We start from the raw sequence: 16,987 nt of genomic DNA, 5'->3' as shown, positions 1-16,987 counted from the left end.
TCTGGGAAGACGGGAGCGTGGCGCAGGCCGCCTCCCGTCTTCCCCTATCTGGTCGTCAATCCCGGCAGTACGTAGGTCACGCATCCTTGCGTGACAAGCATCCATGTCCGGCCTCCCGGCCGGACCTACGGCGTGGTGCGGGAACCCGCCTACGCACCCCGCTTGGTACTCGGGACATATGGAGTGTCCATGAATATTCCTGTTTGGCGAAGATTGGGTAGGGCGATTCTCATCCCGGTGCTGGCGCTGCTCACCGCGCTGGCCATCGGCGCGCTGGTCATGGCCATTTTCGGGGATGATCCCGTCCGGGCCTACCAGGGGCTCTTCAGTGGGGCCTTTGGCAACGGCCGGGCCTGGTCCACCACCATCCGCAAGATGACCCCCTTGATCCTGACCGGCCTGTCGGTGGCCGTGGCCTTCAAGGCGGGGCTGTTCAACATCGGTGCATCTGGCCAGTTCATCATCGGCACCATCTGTTCGGTGGCGGTGGGAATCCACTTTGAGGGACTGCCCGCCTTTGTCCACTTGCCCCTGGCCATCGCCGCGGGCATCGCTGGCGGTACCCTCTGGGGCGCGCTGCCGGGCCTGCTCAAGGTCTACACAGGCGCCCACGAGGTCATTGTCACCATCATGCTGAACTATGTGGCCAGCCTCTTCGCCGGGTGGACGGTCTACGCGGGCGGCACCCAGGGGCAGCAGCCTGGCCCCCTCTGGGATCCCACGGCGGGCGCCATTTCGGAAACGCCCGACGTGCTGGCCAGCGCCCAGATCCCCTGGATCGTGGGGCCGCCCTACCGGGTGCACTGGGGGGTGGTGCTGGCCCTGCTGGTGGCCGTGGTCATGTGGTGGCTGATCTACCGGACGACGGTGGGCTTTGAGCTGCGTACCGTGGGCCAGAACGCCCGGGCGGCACGCTACGCGGGCATGCGGGTGAACGGCATGATCATCCTGGCCATGGCCCTGGCCGGCGCCCTGGCGGGCCTGGCCGGCACCATTGAAACCCTGGGACTGAACCACAAGTTCGCGCCGGAGTTCAGCGGTGCAGTGGGCTTCGACGGCATCACTGTGGCCCTGTTGGGCCAGACCCATCCGCTGGGCGTGGTGCTCTCGGCCTTCATGTTGGGCGCGCTGGATGCCGGCGCCGCCCGGATGCAGTTTGAATCCGGCGTGGCTGCCGACATCATCCAGGTGATCCAGGCCCTGGTGCTGGCCTTTGTGGCCGCGCCCACCCTGATCCGGACCCTCTACCGCGTCCGCCGCGCGCCCGACGAAGTGGAGACCACTACCCTGACCACCGGCTGGGCCGGGAGGTAGCAGCATGGGACGTACCGGGCAGTTCTGGAAGACCTCATCCATCATCAGCATGGCCTTTGCCCTCTTCCTGGTGGTGATGGCCATTCTGGTCAACACCACCAGCCTCAACCAGCAGGTCTGGCTGCGGGTGCTCTTTGGCGTCAGCGCGTTAAACTTCACCCTGCGGGCCAGCGTCCCCCTCATTCTGGGGGCGCTCAGCGGGATCCTCTGCGAGCGCTCCGGCATCATCAACATCGGCATTGAGGGCATGATGCTGGCGGGTGCCTTCGCCGCCTTTGTAGCCAAGGTGGCGACCAACAGCTGGCCCCTGCCGGCCAGCCTGGCGGTAGGCGTGGCCACCGCCCTGCTGGTGGGCGGCCTCATGGGGCTGCTCCATGCCCTCCTCTCCATCCGCTTCCGCATGGACCAGATCATCTCCGGGACGGTGATCATCATCCTGGCGGCCGGCTTCTCCGCCTACCTCTTCGACCGCAGCGCGGTGGCCGAGGGCAAGTTTGGCCCGGTGCGCATTCCGCTCCTGGCAGACATTCCTGTGCTGGGGAGCGTCCTCTTTGAGAACCCGCCCATCACCTACCTGGCTCTGCTGCTGGTGGTGGTGATCCACGTGGCCCTTTTCCACACCCGGTGGGGCCTGCGCACCCGGGCTGTGGGCGAACATCCCCGGGCGGCGGATACGGTAGGCATCAACGTCAACCGCTATCGCTACGTGAACACTGTCCTGGGCGGCATGTTGGCCGGGCTGGCCGGGGGCTTCCTGGTCCTGGAAGCAGTGGGTCAGTTCCAGGAGGGCATGACCGCCGGCCGGGGTTTTATCTCCCTGGCGGCCATGATCTTCGGCAACTGGAACCCCTTCGGCGCGCTGGGTGCGGCCACCCTCTTCGGTTACACCCAGGCCCTGCAGAACGAGCTGCTGCTGGCCGGCGTGACCCAGGTGCCCCGCCAGTTCATCTCCATGTTGCCCTACGTGGTCACCATCGTGGCCGTCTCCGGCTTCGTGGGTCGGGTGCGGCCGCCCGCGGCCGAGGGCAAGGTTTACGAGACCGAAGGCAGCTCCGAGTGAGGGGCGGATCCGACCTGGCAGGAAGGCCCCACCAGGAGACGCGGTCAGGAGACTGGGTGAAAGGAAAGCCATGGAACAGTTGAATCGTACCCCGGTGCTGGAAGCCCGCCACATCACCAAGCTTTTTCCCGGCGTGGTGGCTAACGAAGATGTGAATCTCCAGCTCTACCCGGGCGAGATCCTGGCCCTGCTGGGGGAGAATGGGGCCGGAAAATCCACCCTGATGAACATCCTCTACGGCCTCTACCGACCCACCGAAGGGGAAATCTGGGTGAACGGCCGGCCGGTGACCCTCTCCAGCCCCAAGGATGCCATCGCCCTGGGCATCGGCATGGTGCACCAGCACTTCCAGCTGGTCCCGGTGATGACCGTGGCCGAAAACGTGATGCTGGGGAGCGAGAGCGTCCGGGGCGGCTTCCTGGATGTGGAAGCGGTGGCCCGGCGCATTCGGGAGCTGTCCGACCGCTACGGCCTGGCGGTGGATCCCTACGCGCTGGTGGAGGATCTGCCGGTGGGCGTGCGCCAGCGGGTGGAAATCGTCAAAACCCTCTACCGCAACGCCGACATCCTCATTCTGGACGAGCCCACCGCGGTGCTCACGCCCCAGGAGATCGAGGGGCTCTTCCAGGTGATGGACCTGCTGCGGGCCCAGGGCAAGTCCATCATCTTCATCACCCACAAGCTGAAGGAAGTCCTGCGCGTGGCCGACCGCATCGTGGTTCTGCGCAACGGCCGGGTGGTGGGGGAGACGGACCCGGGCCAGGCGACCCAGGCCTCTCTGGCCGCCATGATGGTGGGCCGGGAAGTGATCCTGACGGTGCAGAAGGAGGAAGCCCGTCCCGGCCCGGTGGTGCTGGACGTGGTCGGGCTCTCGGCCCAGGACGACACAGGTGCGCCAGCCGTGCGCGACGTCTCCTTCCAGGTCCACGCCGGCGAGATCCTGGGCGTGGCCGGCGTCCAGGGCAACGGCCAGACCGAGCTGGTGGAAGTGCTCACCGGCCTGCGGCGGGCCATGGCAGGCCGGGTGACCATCGCCGGCCAGGAGATGACCAACGCCACCCCCCGGCGCATCACCGCCGAGGGGCAGAGCAGCCACGTCCCCGAGGACCGGCACGCCTACGGCATGGTGGACACCTACCCGGTCGCCCACAACCTGGTCCTCAACACCTACTACCGGCCGCCCTTCGCCCGGGGCTGGACCATCAACGAGCAGGCCATCCGGGAGCATGCCACTCGCCTGGTGGCGGAATACGACGTGCGCACCGCCAGCATCCTGGCCCCGGCCGGCAGCCTTTCCGGCGGCAACCAGCAGAAGATGGTGGTGGCCCGGGAGTTCAGCCGCCCCATCCGGCTGCTCATCGCAGCCCAGCCCACCCGGGGCATCGACGTGGGCTCCATCGAATTCATCCACCAGCAGATTGTGGCCAAGCGGGATCAGGGCGTGGCGGTCCTGCTGGTCAGCGCCGAGCTGGATGAAATCCTGGCCCTTTCAGACCGCATCGCCGTGATGTACCGGGGCGAAATCGTGGCCATCCTGCCCCGACAAGAGGCGACCCGGGAACAGTTGGGCCTGCTCATGGCCGGCGTCCGCCCAGAGGAGCTCCAGCACGCCTCACGGGCCGCCCAGGGCATACCCGTCCGGGAGGGCGAACCTTCCGAGGCCGAATAAGCGCGGTTCCTCCCCGATTTGACAGCCCCGCCGTCGCTTGGCTATTGTGTATCCTGGGTGTGTCCCCAATCCCATTTTGATGTAAACCGGTCCCATTTTGGTGTAAAGAGGTGCCATGGATCCATTTAGCCCCATCCTGGACCAGCCCCAGGTCATCGATCAGGACGAGCTCGACCCCGAAGCCACCTATCAACTGGCCAACCAGGACGTGGTCTTTACGGTAGACGCCAACACCGACCTCCTGGACCTCTTCTGGCCCTGGGCGGATGAGTTCTATGCACGGCGGATCCAGCTCCGCATCAGCAGCCCACCCGACGACGAGCCCCTGATGAAGATGGCCACCCGCTACTACCCCGGCTACCAGGAGAGCATCCTGGGCAGCGAGGGGGTGATCGTCAGCAAGCGGCTGGCCGTTCCCCTGGGCTCCAACTACGATCGCTCGGTGTTGTGGATGCTGGAGTGCCAGGCCGAAGGGGACCGGCTGCTGCGGCTGGAAGTGGAGATCGACTGGGGGCAGCCCCTCACCCAGCGCATGGTGGACGGGCTGCTGGTGGCTCAGATGAACCCGGGCCGGGCCCAGGGGATCTACGCCCAGCACAACGCAGACAGCACCCGGGTCTTTGGCAACCCCTACGGCCGGCCCTCGGCCGTGGAACTCAGCGACGAAGGCCGCGCCCTGCTGATCTACTACGTCCTGGTCAACGGGATCGTGGAAGTTCCCCTGGTGCTGACCATCAGCGACGTGGGCGAACAGGTGGCGTGGAACGGCTTCCTCTCCCTGCGGGACGCGGAGCGGGCCTTTGAGCAGGCGGGCGAAGCCTGGAGCCGGGTGGTGAAAACGGGCCGCCTCTGGACCTCCGATCCCCGGCTGAACCGGGCTCTCCAGGTGGGTCGGTTGACTGCCCTGCGGCATGTCCAGCGGCTGCGCACAGGGCTGGCCCCCTCGGACCGCCGGGTCGAGTCTGTCCCGGGGTTGGTTCGCTGCCTGGACGCCCACGACCTGGTCCTGAGCCGCAACCTGCTGGCCCACCTGCGTCGGGTGGCGGAGAGGAGCCAGGGACGGCTGCCCACAATCCTGCCCCTGCGGGCCAAAGAGGCACCGGCCGATCCAGGGCTCGCGGTGACAGCCACCAACCGGGCCTACCTGGCCGCCCTGCATGGCCACATCCAGCGCCATGGCCCCCATCCCGTCCTGGCCGACCACTACGAAGCCGTCCAGGTCTGCGTGGAGGCCCTGATCCTGCTGCGGCGGGAACTGCAGGAGGATGGGCCACGCCTGGCCGACGTGGCCGTGGCCCTCCAGTGGGCCACCCAACTGGCCAGCTGGCAGGGAGACAGCGTCAACGCGGCCCGGTGGGAGAGCGAAGCCCAGGAGTACAGTCGCCTGGCCCGGGCCACCGGGGTGTCCACCCTGGCCCAGCCCCCCTTCCCCCTGGACGACTGGGTGGAAGCCACCGGCTGGCAGATGTCAGCGCGTGCCCCCTGGCATTTCAGCTGCCCGGAAGCGGGGATTGCCCTGGCCGGGGCAGCCATCTGGCAGGGATGTGGCCTGCGCTGGCAGGGTGAGCGCCTGGCCGTCTCCCCAACTGCCCACAACTCCTGGACGTGGTGGGCGCTCCTGGAGATGCCCTGGCAGGAGGGCAGCCTGAGCCTGGTGTGGGATGGGGAGGTACTCTACGCCACCGGGCCGGTGGAGAGCGAGTATCCGGTGGTGCCATGTGGGCGCATCCGCGCCCTTGGCGCCGGTGAATTCGACTTCGACCTCCAGTTTGAGATCACGCCGGCCCCGAGCAATGGGGAGTCGCCCACGGGCTCTCCGATCCATTTTCGACCCCACTTTGACCGGCCAACTGGCCAGCGAAACCAATGATGGAACCGATTGACTCATGAAACGAACTGCCATTGTCTACGACCCCTTCCATACCCACCATACCTACCCTCACCACCCCGAAAATCACCGCCGAGTCGAAGAAACCTGGGCCCTTCTCCAGGAAGATAGCATCCTAAAGCACCTCATCCAGGTCCCGTCTTCGCCCGCCCCCCGAGAAGCCATCCTGCGGGTCCACACCCCCGAGTACCTGGAGCGCCTGGAGTACGTCGCGCTAACCGGCGGCGGCCATCTGGACGGCGACACCTATGTCACTGCTGACAGCTATGAAGCGGCCCTGCGCGCCGCGGGCGGCCTGCTCAACGTGACCGGACGCGTCCTGCGGGGAGAGGCGGACAATGCCTTTGCCCTGGTCCGCCCGCCTGGCCATCACGCTCTGGTGAACCAGGGGATGGGCTTCTGCTTGTTGGCCAACGTGGCCATCGCCGCCCGCTGGGCCCAGGACCAATTTGGGGTAGACCGGGTTCTGATCGTGGACTTTGACGTACACCACGGCAACGGCACCCAGGATGTCTTCTACGCGGATCCGTCGGTGCTTTTCTTCAGCACCCACCAGTTTCCCTACTATCCAGGCACGGGCGCGGCGGGGGAGCGGGGGGCCGGCCCCGGGGTGGGGACTACGGTCAACGTCCCCTTGCCGCCTGGGGTGGGAGACGCGGGGTACCTGGAAGCCTTCCGGCGCATCCTGATGCCCGTGGCCCGGCGCTTCCGCCCAGAGCTGATCCTCCTTTCCGCGGGTTTCGACGCCCACTGGCAGGATCCCCTGGCGGGCATGCGGCTCAGCATTGCCGGCTACGCGCAGCTGACGGCGGTGGTGATGGAGCTGGCGGAAGAGCTTTGCCAGGGGCGGCTGGTGGCCGTCCTGGAAGGCGGCTACAACCTGGAAGTCCTGGCCCACAACGTGTTGAGCAGCCTGCGCCTGCTTCGGGGAGAAGCGGACGCGGTCAGCGATCCCTTTGGGCCCGCGCCGGGCGCCGAGCGGGAAGTGGCCCCCCTGCTGGAGCAACTGCGCCGGCTCCACCGCCTGGAGGACCCGCCCTTTTACGCCATCCCCCACTGAAAAGTGACCTGCCCCGCCACGGCCGCTGCTCTACTCCGTGGCGGGGCGCTTGTGCTTTTTGGGACAATCGGGCTGTCGTCCATTTCCGGGATGAGGGCAGATTGTGGATAATAGTACAAATGGACCGAAAAACGGCCACGCCGCCCAAACGGTGGAGATTCCGCTGACGTCCTGGTATGCGGCCATGAAACGGGCCTTGCAACAGGATGCACCGGAAGAAGGGGCCCGGCTGGCCCAGGTGGTGCTCCAGCACCTGCCCCGGCACCTTTGGACCTATCGTTGGCTCCTGCGATTGACCTGGCTGCTCAGACGATGGGAAGAGGGGGAGGAGTGGGGGCGCCGGCTACTGCAGGCAGATCCAGGCCATGCATTGGCCTGGCGGGCTCTGGCCCGGGCGGCAGAGCAGCGGGGACAGCGGGCCAGGGCCCAGGCCATGTGGCAACGGGCGTTTGAAATGGCGCCCTTCGAGCCGGAGATCCGGGCCGGCCTGGCCCGGACCAGCCTGGAAGCGCCCCATGCCCTGGCCTTCAACCCGGCCTGCCTGGCCACCCTATATCGGCTGGGTGGACGCTGGGCCGAGGCAGCGGCGCTTTATCGGGCGCTGGTCCGTGCTGAGCCCCGACGCATCGACTTTCAAGTCTGCCTGATGGTCGCGCTCTGGCAGCTTCAGGCCCGGGAAGAAGCCTACCACCTGGCCCGACACCTGGTGCAGAGCCAACCCCATCTGCTCATGGGCTGGGTTGTGTTGGAAGCCGTCGGCGACGAGAACGACTGGGCCCTGGCCCAGCACCCTATCCAGTCCATGGATCCGGATGGGGAGTTCGTCCGCCGGGTTTACCGGGTTCCTCGGCCGCAGGAGACTTTCCACCTGCGGGTGACGGAAGAAGAGGCACGCCTGTTGGATGCGGGTGAGAGAGCCTGACGAATTTCTTGATTCATTCAATTTCGTTGATACCAGATATCACGGGGAGAAAATCCAGTGGAACGAACTTTCATTATCCTGAAGCCGGATGCCGTACAGCGGGGGCTGGTGGGTGAGATCATCAGCCGTTTTGAGCGCCGGGGCCTGAAGCTGGTGGCCATGAAAATGCTCCAGGTGAGCGAGGAGCTGGCCCGCCAGCATTACGCAGTCCACGAGGGCCGACCCTTCTTCGAGAGCCTCATCCGCTACATCACCAGCGCGCCGGTGGTGGCCATGGTGGTGGAGGGGACCGATGCCATTGCCGTGGTGCGGAACACGGTGGGCGCCACCCGCCCCGCGGAAGCGGCCCCGGGCACCATCCGGGCTGACTTTGGTCTGGAGATCGGCCGCAACCTGGTCCACGCCAGCGATGGGCCGGAGACGGCTGCCAGCGAGATTGCCCTATGGTTTGGCGACGATCTAATCGAATGGCAACGGGCCAACGATCCGTGGATCTTCGAATAGAGAAGGCCCGCTGTCGATCCCGAAGCCAGATTCACCGCGAAGGGCAGGCCAGTCGTGAAGGAGCCCGCCCGACCCCAGCCATGGACGGACAGGCTGCCACCGGCGGCACCTTCACCGGCCCTTCACCGACCGCGCCCACGGAAGCCCAGCCCGGACCGGTGCTGCCGGCACGGCTGGATAGCCTGCTGGCAGACGTACCCGGCTACGTCTCCATCCATGCCCCCCTTCGAGTCCAGACCCTGGGGGGCTTCCGAGTCTGGCGCTATGGCGAGGAGATCCTCCCAGGGGCGTGGGGCCGTGAAAAAGCACTGCAGCTCTTCCAGTTTTTCATCACCAACCGCAGCCACTACCTGCACAAGGAACAGATCATCGACCAGCTCTGGCCGGATCTGGACGCACGCCGGGGTGACCGGGACTTCAAGGTGGCACTGAACGCGGTCAACAAGACGCTGGAGCCGGAGCGGACACCCTGGAGTGAAGCCCAGTTTATCCGTCGGCAGGGTCTGGCCTATGGGCTGGCCATGGAATACATCTGGCTGGACAGCGACGTGTTCGAGCTCCTGATCGCAGCCGGCAATCGCCTGCTCTCTCCCCAGCCGGCGGACAGCCCGGGGGACGAGCCAGCGGGTGAAACGCCTGCCGATGAAGCCCTGGCCATGCGCTACCTCGCCGCAGCGGTGGAGCTCTACCAGGGCGATTACCTGCCCGAACGCCGCTATGAAGACTGGAGTGTGGCCGAACGGGAGCGGCTGCAGGTGCTGGCCCTGGGCACCATGACCACCCTGGCCGGACTCTACCTGCCCCACAACCCGCTGGAGAGCGTTCGGCTGACCCAACGGGTGCTTGCCATGGATCCTGTGTGGGAGGATGCGTACCGGATCCAGATGCGGGCCTACGCGGCCCAGGGCAATCGCCCCCTGGCCTTGCGCACCTACCAACAGTGTGTCCAGGTCCTCCAGGAGGAATTTGCCGTTGATCCCCTGCCAGAAACCCAGGAGCTCTATCGGCAAATTTTGCAGGGCGAACTCTGATTCCCATTTCGTGACCCGTCACTCACCAGTCCCCGCTTCCCTTTGAGGAGCGGGGACTGGTGAAATTTTTTCGGGCCGTCCTCCTGCCGCGGCGTCCCTTTAGCCTGTAACCTATCTGTAACCGCCTCGATTTATCCTGCTGGAGGCAGGCCTGCCCTCCAGGCAAATGGGGGATATGTCGTCTGCCCACCCCGATGTAAATGGACAACTGGCCTTTGTCTACCGGTGTTACCTGCTACTGGCTGAACCCTCCTGCCGGCCAGAAAGGTTCCAAGCCGTATGACCACACAGCGTGACATTGCCTCGTTCCTGGTCCGTTTCACCCAGGATCGCTGGTCGGATCCCCAGCACGGGCCCCAGGTGCGCTGGCGGGGCTACATCTGCCACGTCCAGGATGGGCTGGAATCCCGCTTCACAGACATGGTCGACGCCGTGCTGTTTATCCAGCACACCCTCCTCAAGCTGACCCTGCGCGCCACGGCCAGCGAGGACAGCGCCCACCAGGAGAAGCTGCTCCAGGAGAGCCTCCAGCGCTGGGAAGAGCTGGCCACCCACTACCGGGACGCCCTGACCGAGGTGATCCATCAACTGATGGGCACGCCACCGTCGTCCGACCCGCTAGAGGCGGAGGACATGGGGCCGCCGGATGCTTCGTCTCAGAAAACCCCGGCCCACCCGCACCGGGAGGCCGGCCATGCCCACGGACGCCCTCATCCTGCACCCCACCCTGCCCCATCCCCGCTTCCGCCTGCTGGACACCCAGCCCGCAACCCATCCGCCCTATCCCACGACGACGCCGAGAGCCATGTGGCCCGGCTCCAGGCAGAGCTCTGTGCGCTCCAGGCCCGGGTTCGTCTGTTGGAAGAAAACCTGGCCCACCAGGCCGCCAAACGGGCCGCCAGCCCAGATACCGGCCAGGAATAGGGTAGCACCAGCGCCAATAGAAAGGCACAGGAACCTCCAGCGGAAGCTCCTGTGCCTGAATTCGGGGCAGACAGATTGTAGAAACGGCTCGGGGCAGCCCGACGTTACTTCTCGATGGGCATCTGGACGGCATTGCCCCACTCGGTCCACGAGCCGTCGTAGTTGCGCACCTTCTCGTAGCCCAGCAGGTACTTCAACACAAACCAGGTGTGGCTGCTGCGCTCGCCGATGCGGCAGTAGGTGATGATCTCTTCGTCGGGCTTCAGGCCCTGCTCCGCTTCGTAGATGGCCCGCAGCTCGTCCGCGCTCTTGAAGGTGCCGTCCGGGTTGGCTGCCCGGGCCCAGGGGATGTTCTTGGCGCCGGGGATGTGGCCGCCCCGGAGCGCGCCCTCCTGGGGGTAATCCGGCATGTGGAGCAGTTCGCCCCGATATTCGCCCGGGCTGCGGACGTCGACCAGGGGTTTGCGGGCGGCCTGATGCTGGAGCACCTGATCCCGGAAGGCCCGGATCACGGTGTCATCCCGCTGGGGCACCGGGTAGTCGCTGGGGGGATAGCTGGGCTTTTCCCGGGTCAGCTCCCGCCCTTCGTCGATCCACTTCTGGCGACCACCGTCCATCACCTTGGCATTGGTGTGGCCGAAGAGCTGGAAGACCCAGAAGGAATAGGTGGCCCACCAGTTGTTCTTGTCGCCGTAGAAGACCACCGTGGTCTCCGGGGTGATGCCGTGACGGCGCATCAAGGCGGCGAACTGCTCCGGCCCCACGTAATCCCGGATGATGGGATCGTTCAGATCCGTGTGCCAGTCGATGTTCACAGCGCCGGGAATGTGGCCTGTATCGTAGAGCAGAACGTCCTCGTTGCTCTCAATCAGCCTGACATTGGGATCGTTGAGGTGTTCGGCGACCCACTCGGTACTGACCAACACCTCTGGATGGGCGTATCCTTTGCTCATGGGATTTCTCCTTTTCTGGTTCTGATTCTGAATTCCGACAGATTCTTCCAAACAGATTGTTCCAACGGTTGCCAACAGGTGCCGGGGCTTCTTTCAACGAATGTTCGTGCCGGCAGATTCTGGCTCTGGCCAGCCTGGCGACTGCCATTGTCCGCCCGGCCTACGGTATCAAGAACCGGGCAACATCCCCGGGGGGGCGTCCAGCCTTGCCGGCGGTCAGCACGCGCCAACCCGATTTCAGTCCAGCATCCCAAGTGGACCTCGACCACCTTCAATGCGGCCGCCTTGGTGGCCACCGTCGAGGGAACGCTGCCGGTACGGGCGATTTGGCTGGATGGCGGAAGCCAGAGCGAAGAAAGGGAAAGTGAGAAGCGCCGTTGACCGGCTCAAATACACGAGCAGGTACAACAGGGGAAACAACAGAGGGCAGGAGCGGAGAACGGGACAGAAGAAAGAGCTTGGCGGGCTGGCCCAAACCTGCCTGGGCGCCGCCGTGGGATAACCCATTGCTGTTGCCAGATAGAACGCATTGGAACCCCTTTCCGTACATGAACCGCGTTCATCGAAGCACCTGCCTGCCGCGTGATGCCCTGGGACGCCATCTACTGACTACCGTCTACTGTCTACTAACCACTTTTTTAAAATTCAAAGGCAGCCCAAGGGCAATGGCGAGTATAGTGAAGGCGCGCCACTTTGTCAAATCAGGAGGGGGTGCCCCACTGTGGCGGACCTGGGCGGACAGCGTCGCCGGTTTGCGACTCCAAGCCCCTAAATGGCGTACATCCCTATTCCGAAGGTGTCACGCAGTCGGGAGACTTCACCGCTGAATCTGCAGATCCTGCAGGATGGTGGGCATCAGGGCCTCGGCTGCCGCTCGCCCGGCCGCCATCAACTCTTGCCCCGCCCCCAGGTCGGCCAGGCCAATGTGGGCGATGGCCGGCGCGATGGTGCAGTCGGCCATGGGGCGCTCCATCTGGCTGGCCCGGATCAAGGTATAAAGGGCTACCATGGCCACCTCCAGCATGTTGCGGGGCTCCCGGGTCTGCTCCTGGGGAGCCGGCAGCAGGTCCACCGAAATCACATAGTCGGCCCCCATCTGGCGCACCACGGCCACGGGCAGGTTGTTGACCGTGCCCCCGTCCACCAGCAGGCGATGCTCCCGGCGGCATGGGGTGAAGACCCCGGGGACACTGCAACTGGCCCGGATGGCCGGTGCGATGGGCCCCTGGTTCATGACGATCATTTCACCACTGACAATGTCGGTGGCAATGGCCGCGAAGGGGATCGACAGGTCGTCGAAGGTGAGGGAGCCCCCCAGCACCTGCTCAATCCAGCCGATCAAGCGGTCCAGATCCAGGATGCCCAGGGGCAGGCCCATCACCGAGGCCGTCCTGGCATTGAGGTGCAACGAAGGGCGGCTCAGGCTGCTGATGGTGCGCCAGTTCAGGTTCTCGGCCAGGGTGCGCATGCGGGTCGCAGAAACCCCGGCGGCACACAGCCCCCCCACCAGGGCGCCCGCGCTGGTCCCCGCAATGCAGTGAATGGGGATGCGGTATTCCTCTAAAACTTCCAACACCCCGATGTGGGCCAGCCCCCGGGCAGCCCCACCCCCCAGGGCCAGGCCCACCCGCTGGGGGATCGGCTGCTTTTCCCACACGATGGGCACCACCGGAATCCGCTTGCCTGGTACGCTTTGCTGTGGCATGTTCGCTCCTTTCACATCTCGCTCCTTTTCCTTTGGCGGCGGAGTCATCCTCCGGCTCCCTCCGGCACGCCAAGCCGGTAGTGGCGCACCTGCACGCCGTGGAAATCTGCCTGATCCACCAGGACGCCATTCTGGGCCAACCATTCATCCATCAGATGTCGTTGATCCCACATCTCCACCTCGCTGCGCAGCACCCACACATCGCGAAAGCCGGCCGTCAGCCCCGCCATCTGCTGGGCCACGGCCTGACGGGCCTGTTCGTCTGGCAGGTTGGTGTTGGTCCAGAGGCCGGGCGCCCAGGGTGCCAGCCGCGCCTCGCTGTCGTGAAAAGGGCGAGGCCCAAAGTCGCTGGTGTAGTAGCGGTACGCGTACTCCATGTGGGGAATCTGCAGGATCAGGAGGGCGTCCGGCTGCCGATGTTGGGCGATAAACTGGACGCCGTCCCGCAGGTTGTACTTGGTGGGGAGGGTCTTCTGCTGCCAACCGGCGTAGAGCCAGAAGCCCACAACGTACACCACCAGCCCCACGGCAATCCACCGTCCCACCTTGCCGCCGCTGTGATAGACGGCAGCGACGCCCAGGGCCATGAGCAACATCAGGGCCGGCCCAATCCAGATCACGTAGCGATCGGTGAAGATGGGCTGGCGCAGGCTCAGGCCGTAGATGGTCAACACCGGCACCAGCAGCCAGGTCCAGAGGAGGGCCATCCGGCGCCACGGAGCCAGGAGGGCCTCGTCTGCCGGGTCTCCCTCGCCCACTTCCTCCATCCCCAGGAGTAGCCCGGCCGCCGCCAGGAAAAAGACCGGCGCCATCCACACCACCGGCCCTGGCGGCATGAAGCCCCGGCTGTGGTTGTACAGCAGAGTCTCCAGCATATCCGCCAGGGGGGTGAATTGAAAACCGGTGCGTTGCTCCTTGGCGAGTAAAAGATCCCATTGCCACCAGACCATGGGCAGGTATGGCAGGGTGAGTCCAGCCAGGGCAGCGCCGTAGCCCCGCCAGTGTCGCTTCGCCTGGGGCCACGCCAGCAGAAACCAGAGTCCGTGCAGGGGAAAGATCAGGATCATCAACAGGTGGGTGTAGAGGGCCAGGGTCAGGGTCGCCCAGTAAGCCAGCCACGGCCGCCATCCACCCCGGGTGATCCCCTTCCACCAAAGCCAGGTGGCCAGCAAGACCAGGGCCACGATGACGGCGTACATCTTGCCTTCCTGGCTGTACCAGAGCTGATAGGGGTTGACGGCCAGGAACAGCCCGGCCAGCAGGGGCAAAATTCCCCCTCGCCAGCCCCCAGGCCGGGATGGCAGCAGGCGGCGGGCCACCTGGTAGAGCAGGGGGACGCTCAGCATCCCGGCCAGCGCGGAGGGATAACGCAAGGCAAACTCGGAGGTCCCCACCAGGGAGAACCAGGGGCGCAGGGCCAGGAAGAAGAGGGGACCATTCTGGCCCGGCAGCACAAACATGCGCAACGTCTCCGGGAGATGGCGGGTGGCAAAGTAGATGGCATCCACCTCATCCCGCCAGAGACTCTGGCCGGTGAGCCCATGGACGCGCCAGGCGAAGGCCACCAGGCTCAGCACGAGCAGAGCAGGGCGCGCCAGGAGCCAGGTGCGGGACGCAGGCCGAAGGGCAGTCCCTTCTTCGGGCAGCGGAGCCAGAGAGGTCCCGCCAGTCAGGTCAGGCAAGTTGGGTGTCTGTACATTCATGGCAGCGAAGCAGGCCAGTTGTCGTCCATCTCCGGCGGGCCCATGTCCTCATCGTCCGCGTCCCACTCCTCTTCGTCCTCCGGTGGGGCTGCCTCCAGCAGATCGAAGCGATGGGCTTCCTGCTGGCGGAAGCTGAGCCCCGCCATGATCCCTGCGGCGGCGAAAAAGATCAGAGTCCCCACCAGGAACCAGATCCAGCCGGCCGTCGCCACCGCGGCATCGATCACCCGGGCCGCCAGGAGCAGGTAGTCGGGCGTGGGGGTGGGCGTGGGATAGACCACAGGCCGCTGGGTGGGCAGGGGCGGAGAGGTCACCACGATCACCACAGTTGGAGCGGGCCGGGCAGCCTCCGGCGCCGGTGCAATCGGCGCGGCCGCCGGCGGGCCCTCAGTCGGCGGTGGCGTCGGCAAGGGCGACTGGGCCTGGACGGTCAGAAGGGCCGCCTGGGTGGCGGCCACATCCACTGCCGGCACCTCCAGGGGAGAAACGGGCCGGGGGGTGGGTGTAGCCAGGGACGAGATGGCATAGCTCCGGGTGGGCGTCGGCGTGGGCGTGGGTGGAGCCGGCGTAAAGGTGAAGGTGGGGATGGGCGTTGGGGGCACGGGTGTGTTGGTGGGCGTGGCCGTGGGAAAGGGCGTGTTGGTTGGAAAGCTGGAACGAGACGTGGGCGTCGGCGTAGCTGTCGGGATCCCCGCGACGTTGGCCACGGCCAGCGCGGTAGCCGTAGCTACATATCCGGCCGGATTGGTGGCCGTATAGCGCATGACACTGTTGATGGGTGGATAGAGGGGGCCAAAGACGCGAGGCAGCCCAAAACGATTGACCAGCACCTCGTTGGTCAGGGTCAGCACCTGGCCAGGGGCCAGGGTGTGGGTGAAAGCGCCCTGGATGTTCAGCTCCTGCTCACGGAAGGCATGATGGGTGAAGGTGACTACCCCCTGGTTGACCACCGTCAGGCAGTAGTAGACGCCGGTGGTGGGCCCCACCTCGAGGGCAGTGGCCGTGCCGCAGCTGGCCGGATCCGTGCCCAGGGTTTTGGTCACGGCGATGGCGGCCTGCCCCAAGGCCACGGTGGCCGACGCTGTGACCGTGGTGGTGACCCCGCCCGGGGTGGTGCCGGTGTAGATGGCCACATTGATCACATCGGTCTGGACGCCGCGCACAGTCAGCGGCTGGGTGATCTGGTATTGACTGGCATTGCCATCGGTGATGAGCAGCCGTGCACCCGGCGGCAAGGTGTGGGTGAAGGTGGCCTCGATTCCCAGGCCGGGATCGTACAGGGCATGGCGGCTGAAGGTCACGTTGCCGGTGTTTTGCAGGGTCAAGCAAAAACGGGCATCCCCACCGGCGAGCAGGGCGTAGGCCGTGGCCTCGGGGCAGCCCTCCCCCGGTGGCCCCACGCTCTTGGTAAAGGCCACCGTGGGGGTGATCACTGCCACCAGGGTCGTCGCACTCACGGCCACGCTGCGGGATACCGCGGTGGCCACCGCGATCCAGGTGGCCGTGTTCACCAGGGAGCCGGTGATGGTGTGGCTGAGGACCAACCCGCCGGCCACGGTGTCGGTCACGGCGCCGGGAGGCATCGGGTAGATTCGGTCAGCCCACAAAGTGCCAAAGCGAACATCAGAGAGGCTGTGTCGGGTCAGGGAGATGGGGCCAGTGTTCTCCAGGGTGTAGCAGTAGTAGACGACTGTATTGGCCCGGACCCGCAGACGGCTGCGGCTGCCACAGGCCGTGGGCGATGTGCCCACGGTGGCCGTCAGACGGGCCGTGGGCGTCAGTGCAGGCGACTCCACCAGCGGCAGCGGGCCGGTAGGCGTGACGGTGACGGTCAGGGGGACGGCGGCCGTGGGTGTCCCGGTCACGGTAGCCGTGGGCGAAACGGTGACCGTCTGGGAGACGGTAGGGGTAACGGTTTCGTTGGTTCCGGCCTGCCGGGGTTGGGACGTCCCCAGGGGGCTCAGGGCCTGGCAGGCGGCCAGCAACAGAAACAGCAGGCTCCCGCCGGCGAAGAGAAGCAGCGCATATCGGTTCATGGCTGACGCCAGGCAATGAGACCCACGGCCACCAGCATGGCAGCCAGGACGAACGCCAGGAGGGTCAACACCCCTTTCGACTCCGCGCCGGTGCTTGGGGAATCCTCCTGGTTCCAGGCCAACACAGGAGACGTTGGCGTCGCGGTGATAGATGTGGCCTGCTCCACGGCCAGGGGTGAATCGCTCCCCGGCCGCGTGGCCACGTCCGCCCCGCATCC

General features: G+C 65.9%; 14 protein-coding genes. 9 read left to right on the top strand and 5 right to left on the bottom strand.

The window, feature by feature from the left end:
* The first annotated feature begins 189 nt into the window (after positions 1–189).
* The 9 genes from FKZ61_RS12435 to FKZ61_RS12395 all read left to right on the top strand — a co-directional run bounded on the left by FKZ61_RS12435 (position 190) and on the right by FKZ61_RS12395 (position 10,372).
* On the top strand, positions 190–1,314 hold the full coding sequence (locus tag FKZ61_RS12435) for an ABC transporter permease (protein ID WP_229964230.1): 1,125 nt from the start codon (positions 190–192) through the stop codon (positions 1,312–1,314).
* Between the two features lie 4 nt (positions 1,315–1,318).
* The gene (locus FKZ61_RS12430; protein WP_229964229.1) at positions 1,319–2,374 is read left to right on the top strand and encodes an ABC transporter permease; all 1,056 of its coding nucleotides are present in this window, start codon (positions 1,319–1,321) and stop codon (positions 2,372–2,374) included.
* Between the two features lie 70 nt (positions 2,375–2,444).
* Positions 2,445–4,043 carry an ABC transporter ATP-binding protein gene (locus FKZ61_RS12425; RefSeq protein ID WP_141610445.1) on the top strand — a complete coding sequence of 533 codons (1,599 nt, stop codon included), beginning with the start codon at positions 2,445–2,447 and terminating at the stop codon, positions 4,041–4,043.
* A gap of 115 nt (positions 4,044–4,158) precedes the next feature.
* Positions 4,159–5,913 (top strand): hypothetical protein, encoded by a 1,755-nt coding sequence (locus FKZ61_RS12420; protein ID WP_141610444.1) that lies wholly within the window; start codon positions 4,159–4,161, stop codon positions 5,911–5,913.
* A 16-nt stretch (positions 5,914–5,929) separates the two neighbouring features.
* Positions 5,930–6,991, top strand: coding sequence for a histone deacetylase family protein (locus tag FKZ61_RS12415; protein ID WP_141610443.1), 1,062 nt, complete (start codon positions 5,930–5,932; stop codon positions 6,989–6,991).
* Positions 6,992–7,094: 103 nt separating this feature from the next.
* The gene (locus tag FKZ61_RS12410) at positions 7,095–7,913 is read left to right on the top strand and encodes a tetratricopeptide repeat protein (protein WP_141610442.1); all 819 of its coding nucleotides are present in this window, start codon (positions 7,095–7,097) and stop codon (positions 7,911–7,913) included.
* Between the two features lie 57 nt (positions 7,914–7,970).
* On the top strand, positions 7,971–8,417 hold the full coding sequence (gene ndk / locus FKZ61_RS12405; protein WP_141610441.1) for a nucleoside-diphosphate kinase: 447 nt from the start codon (positions 7,971–7,973) through the stop codon (positions 8,415–8,417).
* 80 nt (positions 8,418–8,497) lie between these two features.
* Positions 8,498–9,448 (top strand): AfsR/SARP family transcriptional regulator, encoded by a 951-nt coding sequence (locus FKZ61_RS12400; RefSeq protein WP_141610440.1) that lies wholly within the window; start codon positions 8,498–8,500, stop codon positions 9,446–9,448.
* A 279-nt stretch (positions 9,449–9,727) separates the two neighbouring features.
* Entirely contained in the window at positions 9,728–10,372 is a 645-nt protein-coding gene (locus FKZ61_RS12395; protein ID WP_141610439.1) for a hypothetical protein, read from the top strand.
* A 104-nt stretch (positions 10,373–10,476) separates the two neighbouring features.
* Here the strand turns inward: FKZ61_RS12395 and FKZ61_RS12390 are convergent, their stop codons facing one another.
* The 5 genes from FKZ61_RS12390 to FKZ61_RS12370 form a co-directional block, all read right to left on the bottom strand.
* Positions 10,477–11,325, bottom strand: coding sequence for a sulfurtransferase (locus FKZ61_RS12390; protein ID WP_141610438.1), 849 nt, complete (start codon positions 11,323–11,325; stop codon positions 10,477–10,479).
* A gap of 817 nt (positions 11,326–12,142) precedes the next feature.
* Positions 12,143–13,030, bottom strand: a complete 888-nt coding sequence (locus FKZ61_RS12385) for a patatin-like phospholipase family protein (protein ID WP_170199631.1) — start codon at positions 13,028–13,030, stop codon at positions 12,143–12,145.
* 44 nt (positions 13,031–13,074) lie between these two features.
* Complete coding sequence (locus FKZ61_RS12380; RefSeq protein ID WP_141610436.1) at positions 13,075–14,733, bottom strand: glycosyltransferase family 39 protein; 1,659 nt, start codon at positions 14,731–14,733, stop codon at positions 13,075–13,077.
* Positions 14,730–16,769 (bottom strand): hypothetical protein, encoded by a 2,040-nt coding sequence (locus FKZ61_RS12375; RefSeq protein WP_141610435.1) that lies wholly within the window; start codon positions 16,767–16,769, stop codon positions 14,730–14,732. The genes FKZ61_RS12380 and FKZ61_RS12375 overlap by 4 nt, the downstream gene beginning before the upstream one ends.
* Positions 16,766–16,972 carry a hypothetical protein gene (locus tag FKZ61_RS12370; RefSeq protein WP_141610434.1) on the bottom strand — a complete coding sequence of 69 codons (207 nt, stop codon included), beginning with the start codon at positions 16,970–16,972 and terminating at the stop codon, positions 16,766–16,768. The genes FKZ61_RS12375 and FKZ61_RS12370 overlap by 4 nt, the downstream gene beginning before the upstream one ends.
* Positions 16,973–16,987: the final 15 nt, after the last annotated feature.

The organism is Litorilinea aerophila (assembly GCF_006569185.2).
Taxonomy (GTDB): Bacteria; Chloroflexota; Anaerolineae; order Caldilineales; family Caldilineaceae; genus Litorilinea; species Litorilinea aerophila.
The sequence above is the reverse complement of the archived record's forward strand: the minus strand, read 5'-3'. Positions and strand labels throughout refer to the sequence as shown.